Annotated in this window: 18 protein-coding genes; 4 read left to right on the top strand and 14 right to left on the bottom strand. The window is 61.6% G+C overall.

The window, feature by feature from the left end:
- The first annotated feature begins 6 nt into the window (after positions 1 to 6).
- A complete protein-coding gene (locus tag F8N66_RS06460) occupies positions 7 to 282 on the top strand; it encodes an HPr family phosphocarrier protein (protein WP_150769400.1) in 276 nt (91 codons plus the stop codon).
- 10 nt (positions 283 to 292) lie between these two features.
- Here F8N66_RS06460 and F8N66_RS06455 read toward each other — a convergent pair whose 3' ends face one another.
- The 6 genes from F8N66_RS06455 to pmbA all read right to left on the bottom strand — a co-directional run bounded on the left by F8N66_RS06455 (position 293) and on the right by pmbA (position 5,650).
- Positions 293 to 1,186 carry a ZIP family metal transporter gene (locus F8N66_RS06455; RefSeq protein WP_150769399.1) on the bottom strand — a complete coding sequence of 298 codons (894 nt, stop codon included), beginning with the start codon at positions 1,184 to 1,186 and terminating at the stop codon, positions 293 to 295.
- A gap of 29 nt (positions 1,187 to 1,215) precedes the next feature.
- Positions 1,216 to 1,827, bottom strand: coding sequence for a superoxide dismutase (locus F8N66_RS06450; protein ID WP_150769398.1), 612 nt, complete (start codon positions 1,825 to 1,827; stop codon positions 1,216 to 1,218).
- A 1-nt stretch (position 1,828) separates the two neighbouring features.
- On the bottom strand, positions 1,829 to 2,266 hold the full coding sequence (locus F8N66_RS06445; RefSeq protein WP_150769397.1) for a hypothetical protein: 438 nt from the start codon (positions 2,264 to 2,266) through the stop codon (positions 1,829 to 1,831).
- 27 nt (positions 2,267 to 2,293) lie between these two features.
- Positions 2,294 to 3,670 (bottom strand): class II fumarate hydratase, encoded by a 1,377-nt coding sequence (locus F8N66_RS06440; RefSeq protein WP_150769396.1) that lies wholly within the window; start codon positions 3,668 to 3,670, stop codon positions 2,294 to 2,296.
- The gene (locus F8N66_RS06435) at positions 3,651 to 4,058 is read right to left on the bottom strand and encodes a FagA protein (RefSeq protein WP_150769395.1); all 408 of its coding nucleotides are present in this window, start codon (positions 4,056 to 4,058) and stop codon (positions 3,651 to 3,653) included. Before F8N66_RS06435 ends, F8N66_RS06440 begins: the two co-directional genes overlap by 20 nt.
- Positions 4,059 to 4,303: 245 nt before the next feature.
- On the bottom strand, positions 4,304 to 5,650 hold the full coding sequence (gene pmbA / locus F8N66_RS06430; protein WP_150769394.1) for a metalloprotease PmbA: 1,347 nt from the start codon (positions 5,648 to 5,650) through the stop codon (positions 4,304 to 4,306).
- Between the two features lie 108 nt (positions 5,651 to 5,758).
- On the opposite strand from pmbA, the gene yjgA reads away from it, so the two are divergent.
- On the top strand, positions 5,759 to 6,283 hold the full coding sequence (gene yjgA / locus F8N66_RS06425) for a ribosome biogenesis factor YjgA (protein ID WP_150769393.1): 525 nt from the start codon (positions 5,759 to 5,761) through the stop codon (positions 6,281 to 6,283).
- A 93-nt stretch (positions 6,284 to 6,376) separates the two neighbouring features.
- On the opposite strand, the gene tldD is transcribed toward yjgA, so the two are convergent.
- From tldD to mreB, 8 genes are all read right to left on the bottom strand, one after another.
- On the bottom strand, positions 6,377 to 7,819 hold the full coding sequence (gene tldD, locus F8N66_RS06420; RefSeq protein ID WP_150769392.1) for a metalloprotease TldD: 1,443 nt from the start codon (positions 7,817 to 7,819) through the stop codon (positions 6,377 to 6,379).
- A 12-nt stretch (positions 7,820 to 7,831) separates the two neighbouring features.
- Complete coding sequence (locus tag F8N66_RS06415; protein WP_150769391.1) at positions 7,832 to 8,686, bottom strand: carbon-nitrogen hydrolase family protein; 855 nt, start codon at positions 8,684 to 8,686, stop codon at positions 7,832 to 7,834.
- Between the two features lie 159 nt (positions 8,687 to 8,845).
- Positions 8,846 to 12,649, bottom strand: a complete 3,804-nt coding sequence (locus F8N66_RS06410) for a YhdP family protein (RefSeq protein WP_150769390.1) — start codon at positions 12,647 to 12,649, stop codon at positions 8,846 to 8,848.
- A gap of 75 nt (positions 12,650 to 12,724) precedes the next feature.
- A complete protein-coding gene (gene rng / locus F8N66_RS06405) occupies positions 12,725 to 14,182 on the bottom strand; it encodes a ribonuclease G (RefSeq protein WP_150769389.1) in 1,458 nt (485 codons plus the stop codon).
- Between the two features lie 57 nt (positions 14,183 to 14,239).
- Positions 14,240 to 14,836, bottom strand: a complete 597-nt coding sequence (locus tag F8N66_RS06400; protein WP_150769388.1) for a Maf family protein — start codon at positions 14,834 to 14,836, stop codon at positions 14,240 to 14,242.
- A 43-nt stretch (positions 14,837 to 14,879) separates the two neighbouring features.
- The gene (gene mreD, locus F8N66_RS06395; protein ID WP_150769387.1) at positions 14,880 to 15,371 is read right to left on the bottom strand and encodes a rod shape-determining protein MreD; all 492 of its coding nucleotides are present in this window, start codon (positions 15,369 to 15,371) and stop codon (positions 14,880 to 14,882) included.
- Complete coding sequence (gene mreC / locus F8N66_RS06390) at positions 15,371 to 16,513, bottom strand: rod shape-determining protein MreC (protein ID WP_150769386.1); 1,143 nt, start codon at positions 16,511 to 16,513, stop codon at positions 15,371 to 15,373. The genes mreD and mreC overlap by 1 nt, the downstream gene beginning before the upstream one ends.
- Positions 16,514 to 16,655: 142 nt before the next feature.
- On the bottom strand, positions 16,656 to 17,693 hold the full coding sequence (mreB, locus tag F8N66_RS06385) for a rod shape-determining protein MreB (protein ID WP_002555108.1): 1,038 nt from the start codon (positions 17,691 to 17,693) through the stop codon (positions 16,656 to 16,658).
- A 211-nt stretch (positions 17,694 to 17,904) separates the two neighbouring features.
- Between mreB and gatC the strand changes: the two genes are divergently transcribed.
- Both gatC and gatA read left to right on the top strand, forming a co-directional pair.
- Entirely contained in the window at positions 17,905 to 18,192 is a 288-nt protein-coding gene (gatC, locus tag F8N66_RS06380) for an Asp-tRNA(Asn)/Glu-tRNA(Gln) amidotransferase subunit GatC (protein ID WP_150769385.1), read from the top strand.
- A gap of 16 nt (positions 18,193 to 18,208) precedes the next feature.
- Positions 18,209 to 19,660 (top strand): Asp-tRNA(Asn)/Glu-tRNA(Gln) amidotransferase subunit GatA, encoded by a 1,452-nt coding sequence (gatA, locus tag F8N66_RS06375; RefSeq protein WP_150769384.1) that lies wholly within the window; start codon positions 18,209 to 18,211, stop codon positions 19,658 to 19,660.
- Positions 19,661 to 19,668 lie beyond the last annotated feature (8 nt).

Genomic DNA, 19,668 nt, shown 5'->3' with positions numbered 1-19,668 from the left:
ATCGCGATGCCTGCTCTGGAAATCGAAATCATCAATAAATTGGGCCTGCATGCCCGGGCGTCTGCAAAATTCGTTGGGGTTGCCGGTCAATTCAAGGGTTGCACGATCAGGGTAGGACGCACGCCCGAATCCACCGTCGATGGCAAAAGCATCATGGCCATGATGATGCTCGCCGCCGGCAAGGGCACCAAAATCCATTTGAGCACGGAAGGCGAGCAGGAACAGGAAGCGATGGATGCGCTGGTGGCCTTGATCAACAACTACTTCGATGAAGGCGAGTAATACTCGCCTCCTACCCCAACGCCGTATCCATCACCATCATCAAGCAAAACCCGATCAGCAACCCGAGGCTCGCCAGCTTGTCGTGACCGTGACGGCGCGACTCTGGAATGATTTCGTGGGTGACCACCAGCAACATCGCCCCGGCCGCCAATGCCAAACCCAACGGCAGCAACAGTTCGGCCAGGCTCACCAGCCACGCGCACAACAGCGCGAATACCGGCTCGACCAGGCCTGAGGCGGCACCGATCAGGAACGCCTTGAACCGCGACATCCCTGCCCCGGCCAAAACCAAGGCAATCACCAGCCCCTCAGGCACATCCTGCAAGGCGATGCCCATCGCCAGGCTGTCGGCATCCGGCATGCCGCCTCCGGCCGAGACGCCCACCGCCATCCCTTCGGGAATGTTATGGGCAATGATCGCGAACACGAACAGCCAGATCCGCGGCGGAATCACCGGGTGCTCCACGGTGCCAATGAGCATTTCCGGGGAGGCGCCGGACACTTTGCGATCGACCAGAAACAGCCCGAATGCACCGAGCATGATGCCGAAACAGATCAGGCTGCTGGACGCCCACGGGGTCATGCCCAGGTTTTCTGCCGCTGCGATGCCCGGCACGATCAGCGAAAACGCAGTCGCGGCCAGCATCACACCGGCACCAAACCCCAGCAATGTATCGCTGAGTGCCTGGGGCATGCGCCGGATCACCAGCACCGGAACCGCCCCCAGCGCAGTGCCCAAGGCGCAGATGGCACCCCCCTGCAATGCCCGCGACAGCTTCGGTTCAAGGTCCAGCCATTCCAGCCCATGCGCCACCAGCAAGCTCATGCCCGCCAGCATTAACAGCGATCCAAACGCGTAACGAAACATTCGCCCACTTCCGATCGCCAGTGTTTCAGTGCCCATAGTCTGCCTTGAATTGTTTTTTTGAAAACTCAGACCAGCGCAGCCTGATAGCGCGCAGCGACTTCAGGCCAGTTGATCACGTTGTAGAACGCGCTGATGTATTCCGGACGGCGGTTCTGATATTGCAGGTAATAGGCGTGTTCCCAGACATCCAGGCCGAGAATCGGTGTGTTGCCATTCATCAATGGGCTGTCTTGATTGCCGCTGCTTTCCACGACCAGGGTCTTTTGCGGCGTCACGCTCAGCCAGGCCCAACCACTGCCGAAACGGGTCAGCGCGGCTTTGGTGAAGGCGTCCTTGAAACTGTCGAGACCACCCAGTTGCTCATCGATGGCCTTGGCCAGGATGCCCTCCGGCTTGCCGCCGCCATGGGGCGCCATGACTTCCCAGAACAACGAATGGTTGGCGTGGCCACCGCCCTGATTGATCACGGCCGCGCGGAGTTTTTCCGGCAGCTCCTGAACGGCGGCCACCAGTTTTTCCACCGGCCACTCGGCAAACTCGGTGCCCTCAACGGCGGCGTTCAGGTTGTTGATGTAGGTCTGGTGATGCTTGGTGTAGTGAATCTCCATGGTCTGCGCATCGATGTGCGGCTCCAGGGCGTCGTAGGCATACGGCAAGGCAGGCAAGGTAAAAGCCATTTCAATGAACTCCATGATGATGAGGCGCAGGGGGTTGCGACGACGTGGCATCGATGTGCAGCAAACGATGAGTGCGCGGGTATTCGCCGTGTTCGCTGATGAAATTCAGCAGTTCGACATAGGTTTTGCTGCTCTGGCGCAGCGCGGCTTCACGCAATGCCGTCGGCAGTCGGGGGTCCTGCATGGTCTGCAACAACCGTTGGTGGATAGCGCACAGATACTCGGCGCTCTCCTCCGGCTGGTTCAGGCGCAGGTGCAGGTCCGCCAGGTTGTGATGGGAAATCACGCAGGCCGCCACCGCTTCATCGGCATCCGCCCAGCGCTCGAACAACACTTGGGCCAGGGCCAATGCCTGCAAGTAGGCCTCGCGGGCATCGACCAGTTCACCCAGCATGAAAAAGCGATTGGCCCTTTCGATCGTGCGTTTCCAGTGCTCCATGGTGTGCCTCCAAAGCGGTAGCGGGGTTCACACGCCGCCTGCGGTGAGTTTTTCCGGGTTGAGCAACTCTTCCAGCTGGCTACGCGACAGGTCGGTGTGCTCCTGGGCGACATCGATCACCGGTCGACCTTGCTGATAGGCCTTCTTGGCGATTTCGGCGGCTTTCTGGTAGCCAATGATCGGGTTGAGGGCGGTCACCAGAATCGGGTTGCGCGACAACGCTTCCTTCAGTCGTGCGTCGTTGACCTTGAAGCTGGCGATGGCCTTTTCACCCAACAGGCGGCTGGCATTGGCCAGCAACTCGATGCTGCTCAGCAGGTTCTGGGCGATGATCGGCAGCATCACGTTCAATTCGAAGTTGCCCGACTGACCGGCAATGGTGATGACCGTGTCGTTGCCAATGACCTGGGCGGCGACCATGGCTGTGGCTTCCGGAATCACCGGGTTGACCTTGCCTGGCATGATCGAAGAGCCCGGCTGCAACGCTTCGAGTTCGATTTCGCCAAGCCCGGCCAGCGGTCCAGAGTTCATCCAGCGCAGGTCGTTGGCGATTTTCATTAGCGAGACCGCGGTGGCCTTGAGTTGACCGGAGACGGCGACAGCGGTGTCCTGGGAGCCGATCAGCGCAAACAGATCCACACCCGGCGTGAACTCGACCCGGGTCAATTGGCTCAGTTGCTGGCTGAAACGCGCGGCGAACTCGGGGTGCGCATTGATCCCGGTCCCCACTGCCGTTCCACCTTGAGCCAGGGATTGCAGGCTGGGTTGCAAATCCTGCAGGTGACCGATGTTGGCCTTCAACTGTTGTGCCCAGCCATTGAGCACCTGGCTCATGCGTACCGGCATCGCGTCCATCAGGTGGGTGCGTCCGGTTTTGACATGGTGATGAACCTGCCCGGCCTTGCGCTCGATCACCTGCACCAGCCCTTTCAGCGCCGGCAGCAACTGCTCGTGCAAGGCCAGCGCCGCACTGACGTGGATGGTGGTGGGAATGATGTCGTTGCTGCTTTGGCCACAGTTGACGTGATCGTTGGGGTTCACCGGCTCACCCAGCAGCCGGCTGGCCAAGGTGGCGATCACTTCGTTGGCGTTCATGTTGGAACTGGTGCCGGAACCGGTCTGGAAGATGTCCACCGGGAAGTGCTGCATGAAATCGCCTTCAAGCAGGCCTTGCGCGGCATCGACGATGGCTTTGCCTTGCGATTCGCTGATCTGCTTGAGTTCGATGTTCGCGCGGGCTGCGGCTGCCTTGGCCAGGATCAACGCCCGAATGAACTGCACCGGCATCGGTTTGCCGCTGATCGGGAAGTTATCCACCGCACGTTGGGTCTGTGCGCCGTAGAGGGCGTCTTCCGGGACCTGGAGTTCGCCCATGCTGTCGCGCTCAATACGTGTCTTGGTCATCTGAAAATCCTTGCACCAGTTCGTTAAGAGGAATGGAGGGTTGCAACTCGCAGGTCGCCAGTTGCCAGGTGTAGCTCTGCCAGCGCTTGAGGCGGCATTTGCAGAGGGAGAGTCGTTCCAGTTCACGCAGCGGGCGCCAGGCCTGGTCCAGACAGTAGGTGCGCCAGTGCCAGGGCAGCGCGACATCGGCGGCGGTGTCGAGCAACAAACGGAAGGAGGTTTCAGCGACGGTCCAGGGTGAGGTCGCCGTGCAACAGGCCAGGTACCGGCCTTCGGCCAGGTAATGTTCGATCAGGCGAGGTTCGTCGGGGTCCATCGCACAACGGATCTGGCGACTCATCCAGCGCCAGCTTTCGAGGTAAGGCTGCTCGTGCAAGGCAGAACTCATGATCCGGGGCTCATTCGGTAATGAGATTTATTATTAGATGATAATGAGAACCAAAACAACCCCGAAAAGGTGCGACGAACTCCATGTGGGAGCGGGCTTGCTCGCGAATGCGGTATGTCATTGAGCATGGATATCGAATGACACACCGCATTCGCGAGCAAGCCCGCTCCCACATGAGGCTCCTGCAGGGCAAAAAAAAGCGCGCCACCCCGTGGGTGGCGCGCCTCAGTCTACAGCGAGGAGGCTCAGCTACCGGCGACAGTCATCCGCTCGATCAACACCGACCCCGTGCGAATATTGCTGCGCAGCTCCAGGTCATTACCCACGGCAACGATCTGTTTGAACATGTCGCGCATGTTGCCGGCGATGGTCACTTCCTGGACCGCGAACTGGATTTCGCCGTTTTCGACCCAATACCCCGCCGCGCCGCGGGAATAATCACCCGTCACCATGTTCAGGCCCTGGCCCATCAATTCGGTCACCAGCAGGCCGCGCCCCATGCGGCGCAGCAAGGCGGCCTGATCTTCATCGCCATGGGTGACGAACAGGTTGTGCACACCACCGGCGTTCGCGGTGCTCGGCATGCCCAGCTTGCGACCGGAGTAAGTGCCGAGGATGTAGGACACCAGTTCGCCTTTTTCGACGAACGGCTTGGCATACGTCGCCAGGCCATCGCCATCGAACGCCGCACTGCCCATCGCCCGCATCAGATGCGGACGCTCGTCGATGGTCAGCCACTCCGGAAACAGTTTCTGGCCCAGGGTGCCCTCAAGGAACGATGATTTGCGATACAGGCTGCCGCCGGAAATGGCCGACAGGAAACTGCCAAACAGACCACCGGCCAGCTCCGCGGAGAACAGCACCGGCACTTCGCAGGTCGGCACCGGACGCGCACCCAGGCGGCTCGCAGCCCGTTGCGCGGCACGCTGGCCAATGCTCACCGGGTCGGCCAGCAAATTGCCCTGGCGGTTCACGTCGTACCAGTAATCGCGCTGCATCTGGCCGTCGGCCTCGGCGATCATCACGCAACTGAGGCTGTGCCGCGTCGATGCGTAGCCACCGATAAACCCGTGGCTGTTGCCGTAGACCCGGCAGCCCTGATGAGTGCTCAGGGTGGTGCCATCGGCGTTCTTGATTCGGCTGTCGGCAGCGAAGGCCGCGGCTTCACACGCCAGGGCCTGCTCGATGGCTTGCTCCGGCGTGATGTCCCACTCATGGAACAGGTCGAAGTCCTGCAGATCCCGGGCCATCAGTGCGGCATCCGCCAGACCCGAAGCCTCGTCCTCCGACGTGTGCTTGGCAATGGCCAGTGCCGCGGCGACGGTTTCGCGGATAGCATCCGGACCGCTGGCCGAGGTGCTGGCCGAGCCCTTGCGCTGGCCGACGTACAAGGTGATGCCAAAGCCCTGATCGCGATTGAATTCAACAGTTTCGACTTCGCGCTGGCGTACCGAGGTCGACAGGCCCTGCTCCAGGGACACCGCCACTTCACAGGCACTGGCGCCCTGGCGCTTGGCTTCAGCGATGATCTGCTCGACTTGCTCTTGCAGTGCCGGCAATGCTTGTGGGCCGACGCTTTCAACTGCACTCATGCTGTTCTCCACTCAAATTCTGCTTTCGGTAACGGTCATCGAGCGACCGGGCCGGACAAGCGGCCCCCGACTGGTTATCATGGCGGCGTTTTCTTGCGGACGGCCACCATGGTTGATTCTTACGACGACTCCCTCGATACGGGAGAAAAAAGCAAATCCCAGGTTAAACGCGAGCTGCATGCTCTGGTTGACCTTGGCGAGCGCCTTACAACACTCAAGCCTGACTTGGTGGCAAAACTGCCCTTGACCGACGCCTTGCGCCGGGCCCTGGCCGATGCGCCCAAGCACACCGCGAACATCGCGCGTAAACGGCACCTTCAGTTCATCGGCAAGCTGATGCGCGATCAGGACACTGACGCCATTCTGGTGTTGCTCGATCAACTCGATGCCTCCACTCGCCAGTACAACGAGCGCTTCCATAACCTGGAGCGCTGGCGAGATCGCCTGATTGCCGGTGACGATGCCGTTCTGGAAAAATTCGTCGTCGACTACCCTGACGCCGATCGCCAGCAATTGCGTTCCTTGATCCGTCAGGCCCAGCACGAGGTTGCGCAAAACAAGCCTCCTGCTTCCAGCCGTAAAATCTTCAAGTACATCCGTGAGCTGGACGAGACTCAACGCGGTTTGCGCTGATTAACGTCCTTCTCCTGTAGGAGCTGCCGCAGGCTGCGATCATTTCAAGATCAAAAGATCGCAGCCTGCGGCAGCTCCTACGGTTGTTTTTCCTTACGAGCCCGTGCCACCCACGGTGATCGCATCAATTTTCAGCGTTGGCTGGCCGACACCCACCGGCACCGACTGCCCATCCTTGCCACACGTGCCCACACCGCTGTCCAGCGCCAGATCGTTGCCGACCATCGACACCTTGCTCATGGCCTCCGGGCCGTTGCCGATCAACGTCGCGCCTTTGACCGGGGCAGTGATCTTGCCGTCTTCGATCAGGTACGCCTCGCTGGTAGAGAACACGAACTTGCCACTGGTGATATCGACCTGGCCGCCGCCGAGGTTGGCGCAGTAGATGCCCTTCTTCACCGAGGCAATGATTTCCGCCGGGTCGCTTTCGCCGGCCAGCATGTAGGTGTTGGTCATGCGTGGCATCGGCAGATGCGCGTAGGATTCGCGACGGCCGTTGCCGGTGCGGGCCACGCCCATCAGGCGCGCGTTGAGCTTGTCCTGCATGTAACCCTTGAGCACGCCGTTCTCGATCAGCGTGGTGCATTCGGTCGGGGTGCCTTCATCGTCAACGCTCAGGGAGCCACGGCGACCGGACAGGGTGCCGTCATCGACAATGGTGCACAGCTTGGACGCAACCATCTCGCCCATGCGCCCGCTGTAGGCCGAGCTGCCCTTGCGGTTGAAGTCGCCTTCCAGGCCGTGGCCGACCGCTTCGTGCAACAGCACGCCCGACCAGCCGGAACCGAGCACCACCGGCAAGGTGCCGGCCGGTGCCGGAATGGCTTCCAGATTGACCAATGCCTGACGCAGCGCTTCACGGGCATAGCCCATGGCGCGGTCTTCGCCGAGGAAATAACGGTAATCGGTCCGACCGCCGCCGCCATGGCCACCGCGCTCGCGACGACCATTCTGCTCGACGATCACACTGACGTTGAAGCGCACCAGCGGCCGCACGTCCGCCGCCAGGCCGCCATCGGTGGACGCCACCAGGATCCGCTCCCACACACCGGCCATGCTCACGGTGACTTGCTGGATACGCGGATCGAGCGCGCGAGTGGCGGCATCGACACGCTTGAGCAGATCGACTTTCTCGGCACGGGTCAGCACTTCCAGCGGATTGTCCGGCGCGTACAGCTGCGCAACATCCTGGGTGGTGAACGCTTGCACCGTGCCGTTCTGCCCGGCGCGGGAAATCGAACGGGCGGCACGGGCCGCCGCGCCCAGGGCTTCCAGGGTGATCGCGTTGCTGTAGGCGAAACCGGTTTTTTCACCCGATTGCGCGCGCACGCCCACACCCTGGTCGAGGTTGAAGCTGCCTTCCTTGACGATCCCGTCTTCCAGCGCCCACGACTCGGAAATCTGCCCCTGGAAATACAGGTCGGCGGCATCGATACCCGGGCCGGCCAGGTCGCCGAGCACACCTTGCAGGCTTTCGATCGTTACGCCGCCGGGCGCCAGGAGGTGTTCACTGACTGAGGACAACAACTCGCTCATATGCTTTACGCCTTAAATTCGTCGTTCTGATGCAGGTCGCTGAGCGCCCTGCGAGAAAAATCGCCGGTGACTGGACACCGGCATCCGCGCCCGGATGGACGCCTGTTCGCTGCTGTCGCGCTCGGCCAGCAGCACCGCCTCGCCTTGATCCTGTTGCGCCAGCACACGCCCCCATGGGTCGACAATGGCCGCATGGCCCCAGGTTTCCCGTGGCCCCGGATGCGTCCCGCCCTGGGCGGCCGCGAGCACATAACACTGGGTTTCGATGGCGCGCGCACGAATCAGCACATCCCAGTGCGCGGCGCCGGTCACCGCGGTAAAGGCCGACGGCGCGGTAATCAGCTCGGCGCCGGCCGCACGCAATTCACTGTAGAGCTCCGGGAAGCGCAAGTCATAACAGACCGTCAGGCCGACTCGCCCCACCGGCGTGTCTGCGACCACGACCCCACTGCCATAAGCATAGTCATCGGATTCGCGATAACGGCCGCGATTGTCTGTCACGTCCACGTCAAACAGGTGCAGCTTGTCGTAGCGAGCGACCGTTTCGCCCTGGTCATTGACCAGCAACGAGCAGGCATGCACCTTGGCCGTCGGCTGATCCACCGGTGGCAATGGCAAGGTGCCCGCCACTATCCATAACTTGAGGTCACGTGCGGTCTGTTTCAACCAGGGCAGGATCGGACCTTCGCCCAGCGCTTCGGCGCGACCGATGTCGGCGATGTCCCGCCGACCCATGGCGGCGAAATTTTCCGGCAACACGGCAAGCACGGCACCACCAGCCGCTGCCTTTTCAAGCAGGCGACGGGCCTGGGCCAGGTTGGCCAGCACGTCGCTCTGGCTGACCATTTGAATCACCGCTAGGGACATGGCCATTCCTTATCTGAAGTCAACGCAAGCCTGTAGGAGCTGCCGAGTGAAACGAGGCTGCGATCTTTTGATTCTTAAAATCAAAAGATCGCAGCCTGCGGCAGCTCCTACAGGTGAAGTGTACGGCCATGCTACTCCATAGGTCCGAAGGATGGCGTTTCAAAAAGGCTTGTCGAAGGTGATTTTCGGGTCTTTCCACGGCCCTTTGACGGTGTACTTCACGCTGGCGAAACGGGACACGCGATCACCGATCAACTTGTCGATCAGAAACAGTGCCCCGCCAATGGCCGGTGCGCCGACGATCAGTGCCGCAATCGGCAGATTGTTGGTCACCGGCAAGGTCACCAGCAACTTGGCATCAATCTGATCGCCCACCAGGTTCAGGGTGCCGTTGAGTTCAACATTGCTCGACGGGCCGGTCATCTGGATCGGCTCACGGGTGACGTAGACGCCATTGGTCGCCACCAGCAGCCCCTTGACCCGGTCATAGCTCAAGCCTTTACCGAACAGATCGGAGAAGTCCAGGCGCAAACGCCGACCGATGGAGTTGAAGTTGAGCAGGCCGAACACCCGCAACGCCTGCGCTCCGCCTTCGACTTCAACAAACTGGCCTTCCTTCATCGACGCATCGAGGGTGCCGGAGAAGCGCTTGGAGGCCAGCCATGCCGGTGAACCGGGCCAGCGGCCGTCAACATCCATACGGAACTCCTGGCTGGTGACGCTCGGTGCAAAGCCCCAGCCCTTGAGCACATCGGCAAGATTCTTGCCGCTGATCCGCCCCTTGTACCAGCTGGTGCTGGAGCCGGGCGTGCCTTCCCAGCCGCCGCTGCCCTGCAACAGAATGCCCTTGAGGCCCATGTCCAGCGAGTTGAGGGCGATGCCCTTGGCCGTAGGACGCACTTTGAGCGACCACGCACCCACCAGGTCGTTGCCCTGGAACAGCTGATTGATGGTGATATCCAGCGCAGGGATCTTGGTCGGGTCGACCGAGGCCAGTGGATCCGGCGAGTTCTCGTCGGCCAGCACCGTCGGGTCAGGGGCGGGCAGACGCACGGTCTGCAGATTGATCACCATCGGCGCGGCCTTGGCATCGGGGAAGCTGGCGTTGCCCTTGACCTGTTGACTGTCGAGCTGCAATGCCCAGGCAGACGGTTTGCGCGTCAACTGCACGGAAGCCTGATCCAGCGTGGTGCCGAGGGCGCTGAGCTTGCCGACCTTGAAATCCGCGCCGCTGAGCAATTGCTTGGCGCTGCCGCCGGGGTCTTGCCCGGCATACTTGCTGACCAGATCCTGCCATGGGCCGACGTCCAGCTCCGAGAGCACGCCGCGTATCCGCAAGCCCTTGGCACCTGGCAGCACCGCCTCACCCTTGCCCAGGAACAACTCACCGCGCCCGTCGGCGAAATTGGCCGCGGGTGCGGCAAAAGTGAAATTGGCCAGTTCGCCGTAGTTCACCCAATAGCGGCGCTCTGCTCCTTGCAGGGTCATGCGAAACGTCGTGTCACGCCCCGCATCGGCCGACATGCCGAAAGGTGCCGGCAAATCCACGGTGACACCTTTGAGATTGGAATTGACCATCAATTGGCTATCGGCGCCATCCAGGGTCAGCTGCAACTGATAAGGGATGACGCCGCTCACCGGCAAGGGCTGGGTCACCTTCAGCCAGTCGGTGAGTTTCTTGACCTCGACCTGCCCCGCAGCGGTGACCCGGGTGTTGAGCTTGCCCTCGCGACCCTCGGCGAAAATCTGCGCGGTCACCGGTTTGTCGAAGACCCGTGCGGTGATGTTTTGCCCGCTCAGGCCCTTGGCGCTGTCGAAACGGAAATCGCCCTTGAGCTGGGCCAGTTCCAGGGTCGGCTCGGCCAGTTTCAGGCGAGCCTTGGCGGTCTTGAAATCGACGAGGATCTTCGGCTGCTCACCTTTGACCAGCGGAATATCCAGCTTCAATTTGCCTTGCAGATCGCCCTCGCCTTCCCAGCCGGCAAAGGTTTCAGCCGTGCCGATCGGCGCTGTTTGCAGGATTTTCAAGCCATCACCCAAGCCTCCGGCGAATGCGCCGTCGAGCAACAGGTGGGAGCTTTGCCCTTCGGGCACATGGGGAATGTTGACGTAAATGTCGCTGACCTGGGTGTCGAGCAGTTGCCCCTTGCTGGCCAGAATCCGCACGCCACTGTCTTCAACGAAGACATCGCCCGTGACTTTGCTGACATGGGGCCAGCCTGGCTGGAACGCCAGCTCGGCATCGTGCACCTTGAAAAACAGGCTGATGCTGCGCGCTGTGTCGGCCGCACCATGGTTCAACGAGCCCTGGTACTGGAAGAAGCCCTGGTCCACCGCGCCCTTGAGAATCGCCGTGCGCAACCATTCGTCCAGCGCCGGGCTGAGCACCGCTGGCAGGTACTTGGCGGTGTAGCGACCGTCACCGTCCACCAGGCCGACCCGCAGGTCCATGTAGTCTTCCTGGGTGTGATCGAAATGCAGGCGGATCAGGAAGTCGCCGGCAATCTTGCCCTCCTCGCCCAGCACCTTCAGGTACGGCGCGATCAGGGTGAAACCTTCTTTATCGAGTTTCCAGGTCAGGCGGGCGTTGGCCTGGAGGTATTGCCAGGGTTTGGCGAAAATCGGGTCCAGGTGCAGCATGAAATCCTTGCTGTCCATGCGCAACTCGCCGTGCCCGAGGTCACCGCTGATGCTGCCCGTGACATTCCGGGCCGCCGGTGCGCCGTGATAGGCGTTGAAACCCACCTGTTCAAGGTTGGCGGCAAAGCTGAACTTGCTGTCGTCGGTGGCATTGGGCCGCACGTCGATCAGTACATTGCGCAGCCCGCCGGTGACCTTGAGTCGCTCGACCACCGTGGCAAAGCCTTCCGGCAATGGCGCCAGGGCATTGAGCAACGGCGTGAGCGGCGTCAGGTCAAGGCGGTCGGCCTGCAGGTGCCAGAGTTCTTCGGTTTTATCGGTGGCGGCGGTTTGCTTGACCTGTAGTCGGGATTCCCAGCGGGTCTTGCCGAGATTCATGGCCAGGGAATCCACCGTCACCAACATCCCTTGCGCACTGCGCTGGAAATAGCCGTTAAGCGCCAGGTTGTCGATCTTGACCGGCTTGCGCTCGGCATAGGCGCCCTTGAGGTGCGGCGCATTCAAACGCACCGTAGCGCTTTGCAACACACCCTTGCCCCAGGTGACCCATAGCTCGCCACCGGCCTTGATCTCGGAAAAATTCCACTGCTGGCTGATGTTCTCGGGCAGCCATTTCGACCAGTCGCTTTGCGGCAGGCTCAGGTAAACCTCGGCCTCACCGTCTTTCCATTGACTGGCACGCAGGCGGGTACGGACACTCATGGCCAGCGGCTGGCCATCGGGCAGGGTCAAACGGGCATCGAGGCGCTGACGGGTGGCACCGGTTTTCAGGGTCAGGCCGACATAGGTCAACGTCAGCGGCGACGCACCCCACGGCTGCAAGGTGACCTGACTGTCGAGTACCGACAACTGCTGGATCATTTGCAGGCGATTGAGCAATTGTTCGGGATCGAGCGGCTGATCGTCCTTGACCGGCAGGCCTTCCAGCGCCCACTGACCGTCATCGCCTTGCTTGAGGCTGATTTTCAGGCCATTGAGCGCGACATGGGCGATGCGCACTTCGCGCGCCAGCAGGCTGGCCCACAGGTCCGGTACCGCGCGCACGCTCTCCAGGTGCAGGGCATTGGCGCCCTCGCCGAGGGTCACATCGTGCGCCGACAGGATGGGCGCGAAACCGCTCCAGCTGCCTTCCAGCTCACCGATTTGCAGCGGCATCCCCAGGGCCTCGCCGGCCCGGGTCTCGACTTCGTCACGGTACTCGCCCACCAGCGGCGCCAGTTCGCGGCCCAGGCTGACGTACAACGCCATCAACACCAAAACCAACGCGCACAGGCCCAGACCCCAGCGGGTCAAAGCGGCCAAAATGCGTGTCAGACGCTCCATGTCAGTTGGCTCCCATGGCAAAAGTGTTGCGGAAAGCTGAAGCCAGCCGTGCAGGTTTAATCAAGACATGGCGATTCAGAGCAACACCACGTCGTATTGTTCCTGGGAGTACATGGTTTCGACCTGGAACCGAATGGTGCGCCCAATAAATCCTTCCAGTTCGGCGACGTTGCCGGACTCTTCGTCGAGCAGGCGGTCGACAACTTTCTGGTTCGCCAATACACGATAGCCTTCCGCCTGATAGGCGCGAGCCTCCCGGAGGATTTCGCGGAAGATTTCGTAGCAAATGGTCTCCGGGGTCTTCAGCTTGCCGCGCCCCTGGCAGCTGGTGCACGGCTCGCACAACACTTGCTCGAGGCTTTCGCGGGTGCGCTTGCGCGTCATCTGCACCAGGCCCAGCTCGGTGATACCGATGATGTTGGTCTTGGCGTGATCACGCTCGAGCTGCTTCTCCAGCGTGCGCAGCACCTGACGCTGGTGTTCCTCGTCTTCCATGTCGATGAAGTCGATGATGATGATCCCGCCCAGATTGCGCAGGCGCAGTTGGCGAGCGATGGCGGTCGCGGCTTCGAGGTTGGTCTTGAAGATGGTTTCTTCGAGGTTGCGATGACCGACGAATGCCCCGGTGTTGACGTCGATGGTGCTCATCGCTTCCGCCGGATCGACCACCAGATAACCACCTGACTTCAGCGGGACCTTGCGTTCCAGGGCTTTCTGGATTTCGTCCTCGACACCGTACAGGTCGAAAATCGGCCGCTCACCGGGGTAATGTTCCAGACGATCGGCGATTTCCGGCATCAGTTCGGCGACGAACTGTGTGGTTTTCTGGAAGGTTTCCCGTGAGTCGATACGAATCTTCTCGATCTTCGGGCTCACCAGGTCACGCAGGGTGCGCAATGCCAGGCCGAGATCTTCGTAGATCACACTGGGTGCGCTGATGGTTTTGATCTGCTCGCTGATCTGATCCCAGAGCCGGCGCAGGTAGCGGATGTCCATGAGGATCTCATCGGCCCCGGCACCTTCCGCCGCGGTACGCAGGATAAAACCACCGGCTTCCTTGATCCCTTCCTTGGCCACGCAATCGGTGACCACTTGCTTGAGGCGTTCGCGCTCGGCTTCGTCTTCGATCTTCAGCGAAATGCCGACATGGGCGGTACGCGGCATGTACACCAGATAGCGCGAGGGGATCGACAACTGGGTGGTCAGGCGCGCGCCCTTGGAGCCGATCGGGTCCTTGGTGACCTGCACCACCAGGCTCTGGCCTTCATGCACCAGGGCACTGATGCTCTCCACCGCCGGGCCTTCACGCAGGGAAATTTCCGAAGCATGGATGAACGCGGCACGATCCAGGCCGATATCGACGAAAGCCGCCTGCATGCCCGGCAATACGCGCACGACCTTGCCTTTATAGATATTGCCGACGATCCCGCGCTTTTGCGTGCGCTCGACATGCACCTCTTGCAGGACACCGTTTTCAACCACCGCCACGCGTGATTCCATCGGCGTGATGTTGATCAGGATCTCTTCACTCATGGCAGGGTCTCGTTCAGGCATGTTCACGTTAATGGCCGCATCTGGTCCGTACAACGCTTAGCGCGCGTCAGGGGTTTGCCAACAGGGTATGCCGAAATGGCCGAGCAGTTCCGCGGTTTCGCACAGCGGCAGTCCAACCACCGCCGAATAACTTCCATTGAGCCCGGCGACAAACACCGCGCCCAACCCTTGAATGCCGTAACCACCGGCCTTGTCCCGTGGCTCGCCGCTGGCCCAGTAGGCCGCCGCCTCCTCACTGGCGATGGGGCGAAACCGCACCACACTGCGCACCACCCGCGACTCGCAACGCTCACCGTCGAGCAACGCAATGGCCGTCAGGACTTCATGTTCATGGCCGGACAACAGCTTCAGCATGGCGCAAGCATCGGCTTCATCAACCGGTTTGCCGAGAATTTTGCCGTCGAGCACCACGGCGGTATCGGCGCCCAGGACGCAGAACGGCGCATCGGACGCCACACAATCCCGGCCAGCCGCTGCCTTGCCGCGCGCCAGACGCTCGACATAGGCCAATGGAGATTCGTGAGTCAGGGGGGTTTCGTCGATGTCCGCGCTGGTGGCGGTGAACGGCACGCCGATCTGCGTGAGCAGTTCACGCCGACGCGGCGAGCCAGAGGCGAGATACAGCCGTTTCATCAAGACATCTCCCTGTCGAGTTGGAGGCAAATGCCTGACCGAATTAATTGATTTTGTAGCGTCGACGCAATCCGCGCAAACCGAAGCTGATCCACGGCCAGAGCAGCGCGCTGACCAGGGCCGGCAAGACCAGCGCCAGTGTTGGCTGGCGGTTGCCGGTCAACGCGCTGAGCCAGAGTTGAACCAGCTGCGCGAGGCCGAAGATCACCAGGATCACCAGGCTCTGCTGCCACATCGGGAACATCCGCAGGCGTTGCTGCAGCGCCAGCACCAGGTAGGTAATGAGGGTCAGGATCAACGCGTTCTGACCCAGCAACGTGCCATACAGCACGTCTTCCGCCAGGCCCAGGCACCACGCGGTGACCATCCCGACTTTTTGCGGCAGGGCCAGCGCCCAGAATGCCAGCAGCAGGCCGAGCCACAGCGGGCGAAGGATTTCCATGAACTGCGGCAGCGGCGAAACGCTGAGCAGCATGCCGATGGCGAACGTCAGCCAGACCATCCAGCCGTTTCGGGAGGCTTTGACACCGACCATTATTCTCGTCCCCCAGTGGTCGCCGGCGCGGAGGCAGGCGGTTTGGCAGCAGGCTTGACGGCAGCGGGCTGAGCCGCCGGCGGCTTGGCGGCTGCCGGGGCAGTCGCTGGCGGCCTGGCAGCGGCCGGATGGGTGGCGGCAGGCTTGACCGGTGCGGCGGCTGCGGGTGCCACCGCTGGAGCGGCCGGCGTGGCCGGTGCCGCAACGGCAGCCGGAACGATCGCGGGTTTCGGCACGGTCGCCGGGATGATCGGCCCACCGCCTTGCGCATCCAGGGATTCCTGGGCCTGCGCGGCATCGTTGGCCCGCTCTTCAGCCGTGCGGTTGTCGCTGAACACCAGCAGCAGGTAACGGCTGCGGTTGAGGGCCGCGGTCGGCACCGCGCGGACAATGGCGAACGGCTGACCGGAGTCGTGAATCACTTCCTTGACCGTGGCGACCGGGTAACCCGCGGGGAACCGCTGGCCGAGGCCGGAGCTGACCAGCAGATCGCCTTCCTTGATGTCGGCGGTATCCGCCACGTGGCGCAGTTCGAGGCGCTCCGGGTTACCGGTACCGCTGGCAATCGCCCGCAGGCCGTTACGGTTGACCTGCACCGGAATGCTGTGGGTGGAGTCGGTCAGCAGCAGGACGCGGGAGGTGTAGGGCATCAACTCGACCACCTGGCCCATCAGGCCACGGGCATCGAGGACCGGCTGACCGAGGACCACGCCATCACGTTCGCCTTTGTTGATGATGATGCGATGGGTGAACGGGTTGGGGTCCATGCCGATCAATTCGGCCACTTCGACCTTCTCGTTGACCAGTGCCGATGAGTTGAGCAACTCGCGCAGCCGAACGTTCTGTTCGGTCAGGGAAGCAAGCTTTTGCATGCGCCCCTGCAACAGCAGGTTCTCGCTCTTGAGTTTTTCGTTTTCGGCGACGAGTTCGGTCCGGCTGCCAAACTGGCTGGCCACACCCTGCCATAGCCGCTGCGGCAGGTCGGTGATCCAGTAGGACTGCATCAGCACCAGCGACATCTGGCTACGCACTGGCTTGAGCAGTGTGAAGCGGGCATCGACCACCATCAGCGCGACCGAAAGCACGACCAGCACCAACAAGCGCACGCCCAGTGAGGGACCCTTGGTGAAAAGCGGTTTAATGAGCCGCTCCTCCCAGGCAAATGTTCTCTTTATTCATACGGCATCAAACCGGCCTGGATGCAGACGACAGAAGATAAACGCGAACAGGCAGCACTGCAAAGTGCTGCCTGCGCGCTCAACAGCATGGAGGCGATCCGGCGGGTTATTCGCTGGAAAGCAGGTCCATGGTGTGTTTATCCATCATTTCCAATGCACGGCCACCGCCGCGAGCAACGCAGGTCAACGGGTCTTCGGCGACGATTACCGGCAGACCGGTTTCCTGGGCCAGCAACTTGTCGAGGTCACGCAGCAAAGCGCCACCGCCGGTCAGTACCAGGCCACGCTCGGCGATATCGGAAGCCAGCTCCGGAGGCGATTGCTCCAGTGCGCTCTTAACGGCCTGAACGATGGTTGCCAGGGACTCTTGCAACGCTTCCAGCACTTCGTTGGAGTTCAGGGTGAAGGCGCGCGGGACGCCTTCGGCCAGGTTACGACCGCGAACGTCGACTTCACGCACTTCGCCGCCCGGGTAGGCCGTACCGATTTCCTGCTTGATGCGCTCGGCCGTGGACTCACCGATCAGGCTGCCGTAGTTGCGACGCACATAAGTGATGATCGCTTCGTCGAAGCGGTCGCCGCCAACACGGACGGATTCGGCGTAGACCACACCGTTCAGGGAGATCAGCGCGATTTCGGTGGTACCGCCACCTATATCCACGACCATCGAGCCGCGAGCTTCTTCAACCGGCAGGCCGGCACCGATCGCAGCCGCCATTGGCTCTTCGATCAGGAAGACTTCACGGGCACCGGCGCCGAGGGCCGATTCACGGATGGCACGACGCTCAACCTGGGTGGATTTGCATGGAACGCAGATCAGCACACGAGGGCTGGGCTGCAGGAAGCTGTTTTCGTGAACCTTGTTGATGAAGTACTGCAGCATCTTTTCGCAGACGCTGAAGTCGGCGATCACACCGTCCTTCATCGGACGAATGGCAGCAATGTTGCCCGGCGTACGGCCCAGCATGCGCTTGGCTTCGGTGCCGACAGCAACGACACTTTTCTGGTTACCGTGTGTCCGAATGGCCACAACCGATGGCTCATTCAGGACGATACCGCGCTCGCGCACGTAAATAAGGGTGTTGGCAGTGCCCAGGTCAATGGAAAGATCGCTGGAAAACATGCCACGCAGTTTCTTGAACATGGGAAAGGGACCCTAGGCAACGCGTGGGTAAAAAAGTGCGGCAAACTCTAACAACGACAGGGATTTTGGGCAAGGCGCCAATATGTTAAATTGGCCGCTTTTCTGTGCACCAAGCCCCACAATCGCGGCCTTATGACCGTAGAAGTGCGGTAGTGTTCCGACAATCTAACACACGGACGTCGTCCGTTTTGTTTTCCACTGGAGAATCCCAATGGCGCTTGAACGCTCCGACGTGGAAAAAATCGCTCATCTGGCCTGCCTTGGCCTCAATGATGCCGATCTTCCACACATCACTTCGGCCCTCAACAGCATTCTCGGGCTGGTCGACGAAATGCAGGCGGTCAATACCGACGGTATCGAACCGCTGGCCCACCCACTGGAAGCCAGCCAGCGCCTGCGTGCGGACATCGTGACCGAGACCAATCATCGCGAGGCTTACCAATCCATCGCACCAGCGGTCGAAAACGGCCTGTACCTGGTTCCGAAAGTCATCGACTAAAGGGAAAGAGCCTGCAATGCATCAATTGACTCTGGCCGAGATCGCCCGCGGACTCGCCGACAAGAAGTTTTCCTCCGAAGAGCTGACCAAGGTCCTGCTGGCGCGCATCGCCCAGCTCGATCCGCAGCTCAACAGTTTCATCAGCCTCACCGAAGAGCTGGCGCTCTCGCAGGCGAAAGCCGCTGACACACGCCGCGCCAACGGTGAGAGCGGCGCCCTGCTTGGCGCGCCGATCGCCCACAAGGACCTGTTCTGCACCCAGGGTATCCGCACCAGCTGCGGCTCGAAGATGCTCGACAACTTCAAGGCACCGTACGATGCCACCGTGGTTGCCAAGCTGGCCGCTGCCGGGGCCGTGACCCTGGGCAAGACCAACATGGACGAATTCGCCATGGGTTCGGCCAACGAGTCGAGCTACTACGGCGCGGTGAAAAACCCGTGGAACCTGGAGCACGTACCGGGCGGCTCGTCGGGTGGTTCGGCCGCCGCCGTTGCCGCTCGTCTGTTGCCGGCAGCCACGGGGACCGACACTGGCGGTTCCATTCGTCAGCCCGCCGCGTTGACCAACCTCACCGGCCTGAAACCGACGTACGGTCGTGTTTCGCGCTGGGGCATGATCGCCTACGCCTCCAGCCTCGATCAGGGTGGCCCGTTGGCTCGCACCGCCGAAGACTGCGCAATTTTGTTGCAAGGTATGGCCGGCTTCGACCCGAACGACTCCACCAGCATCGATGAACCCGTGCCGGACTACAGCGCCAGCCTGAACGGTTCGCTGCAAGGCCTGCGCATCGGCGTGCCGAAAGAGTATTTCAGCGCCGGTCTCGACCCGCGCATCGCCGAGCTGATCCACAACAGCGTCAAGGAGCTGGAAAAGCTCGGCGCCGTGATCAAGGAAATCAGCCTGCCGAACATGCAGCACGCGATTCCTGCGTACTACGTGATCGCCCCGGCGGAAGCCTCTTCCAACCTGTCGCGTTTCGACGGCGTGCGCTTCGGCCACCGCTGCGAAAACCCGGTCAACCTGATCGACCTGTACAAGCGCTCCCGTGGCGAAGGCTTCGGGCCTGAAGTGCAGCGCCGGATCATGGTCGGTGCCTACGCGCTGTCCGCCGGTTACTACGACGCCTACTACCTGAAGGCGCAGAAGATCCGTCGCCTGATCAAGAACGACTTCATGGCCGCCTTCAATGAGGTCGACATCATCCTCGGCCCAACCACGCCGAACCCGGCCTGGAAGCTCGGCGCCAAGAACAGCGACCCGGTCGCTGCGTACCTGGAAGACGTCTACACCATCACCGCCAACCTCGCGGGTCTGCCGGGCTTGTCCATGCCTGCAGGTTTCGTCGATGGCCTGCCGGTGGGCGTGCAATTGCTCGCTCCGTATTTCCAGGAAGGCCGCTTGCTCAACGTTGCGCACCAGTATCAGCTCAACACTGACTGGCACACACGCACCCCAACCGGCTTCTGAGGAGACAC

Source organism: Pseudomonas fluorescens (genome assembly GCF_902498195.1).
Lineage (GTDB): Bacteria > Pseudomonadota > Gammaproteobacteria > Pseudomonadales > Pseudomonadaceae > Aquipseudomonas > Aquipseudomonas fluorescens_BU.
The sequence above is the reverse complement of the archived record's forward strand: the minus strand, read 5'-3'. Positions and strand labels throughout refer to the sequence as shown.

Bases quoted from the DNA above. Each gene is read 5' to 3' on its own strand.
- F8N66_RS06460 (WP_150769400.1), top strand. From the start codon at position 7: ATGCCTGCTCTGGAAATCGAAATCATCAATAAATTGGGCCTGCATGCC.
- F8N66_RS06455 (WP_150769399.1), bottom strand. From the start codon at position 1,186: ATGGGCACTGAAACACTGGCGATCGGAAGTGGGCGAATGTTTCGTTAC.
- F8N66_RS06450 (WP_150769398.1), bottom strand. From the start codon at position 1,827: ATGGCTTTTACCTTGCCTGCCTTGCCGTATGCCTACGACGCCCTGGAG.
- F8N66_RS06445 (WP_150769397.1), bottom strand. From the start codon at position 2,266: ATGGAGCACTGGAAACGCACGATCGAAAGGGCCAATCGCTTTTTCATG.
- F8N66_RS06440 (WP_150769396.1), bottom strand. From the start codon at position 3,670: ATGACCAAGACACGTATTGAGCGCGACAGCATGGGCGAACTCCAGGTC.
- F8N66_RS06435 (WP_150769395.1), bottom strand. From the start codon at position 4,058: ATGAGTTCTGCCTTGCACGAGCAGCCTTACCTCGAAAGCTGGCGCTGG.
- pmbA (WP_150769394.1), bottom strand. From the start codon at position 5,650: ATGAGTGCAGTTGAAAGCGTCGGCCCACAAGCATTGCCGGCACTGCAA.
- yjgA (WP_150769393.1), top strand. From the start codon at position 5,759: ATGGTTGATTCTTACGACGACTCCCTCGATACGGGAGAAAAAAGCAAA.
- tldD (WP_150769392.1), bottom strand. From the start codon at position 7,819: ATGAGCGAGTTGTTGTCCTCAGTCAGTGAACACCTCCTGGCGCCCGGC.
- F8N66_RS06415 (WP_150769391.1), bottom strand. From the start codon at position 8,686: ATGTCCCTAGCGGTGATTCAAATGGTCAGCCAGAGCGACGTGCTGGCC.
- F8N66_RS06410 (WP_150769390.1), bottom strand. From the start codon at position 12,649: ATGGAGCGTCTGACACGCATTTTGGCCGCTTTGACCCGCTGGGGTCTG.
- rng (WP_150769389.1), bottom strand. From the start codon at position 14,182: ATGAGTGAAGAGATCCTGATCAACATCACGCCGATGGAATCACGCGTG.
- F8N66_RS06400 (WP_150769388.1), bottom strand. From the start codon at position 14,836: ATGAAACGGCTGTATCTCGCCTCTGGCTCGCCGCGTCGGCGTGAACTG.
- mreD (WP_150769387.1), bottom strand. From the start codon at position 15,371: ATGGTCGGTGTCAAAGCCTCCCGAAACGGCTGGATGGTCTGGCTGACG.
- mreB (WP_002555108.1), bottom strand. From the start codon at position 17,693: ATGTTCAAGAAACTGCGTGGCATGTTTTCCAGCGATCTTTCCATTGAC.
- gatC (WP_150769385.1), top strand. From the start codon at position 17,905: ATGGCGCTTGAACGCTCCGACGTGGAAAAAATCGCTCATCTGGCCTGC.
- gatA (WP_150769384.1), top strand. From the start codon at position 18,209: ATGCATCAATTGACTCTGGCCGAGATCGCCCGCGGACTCGCCGACAAG.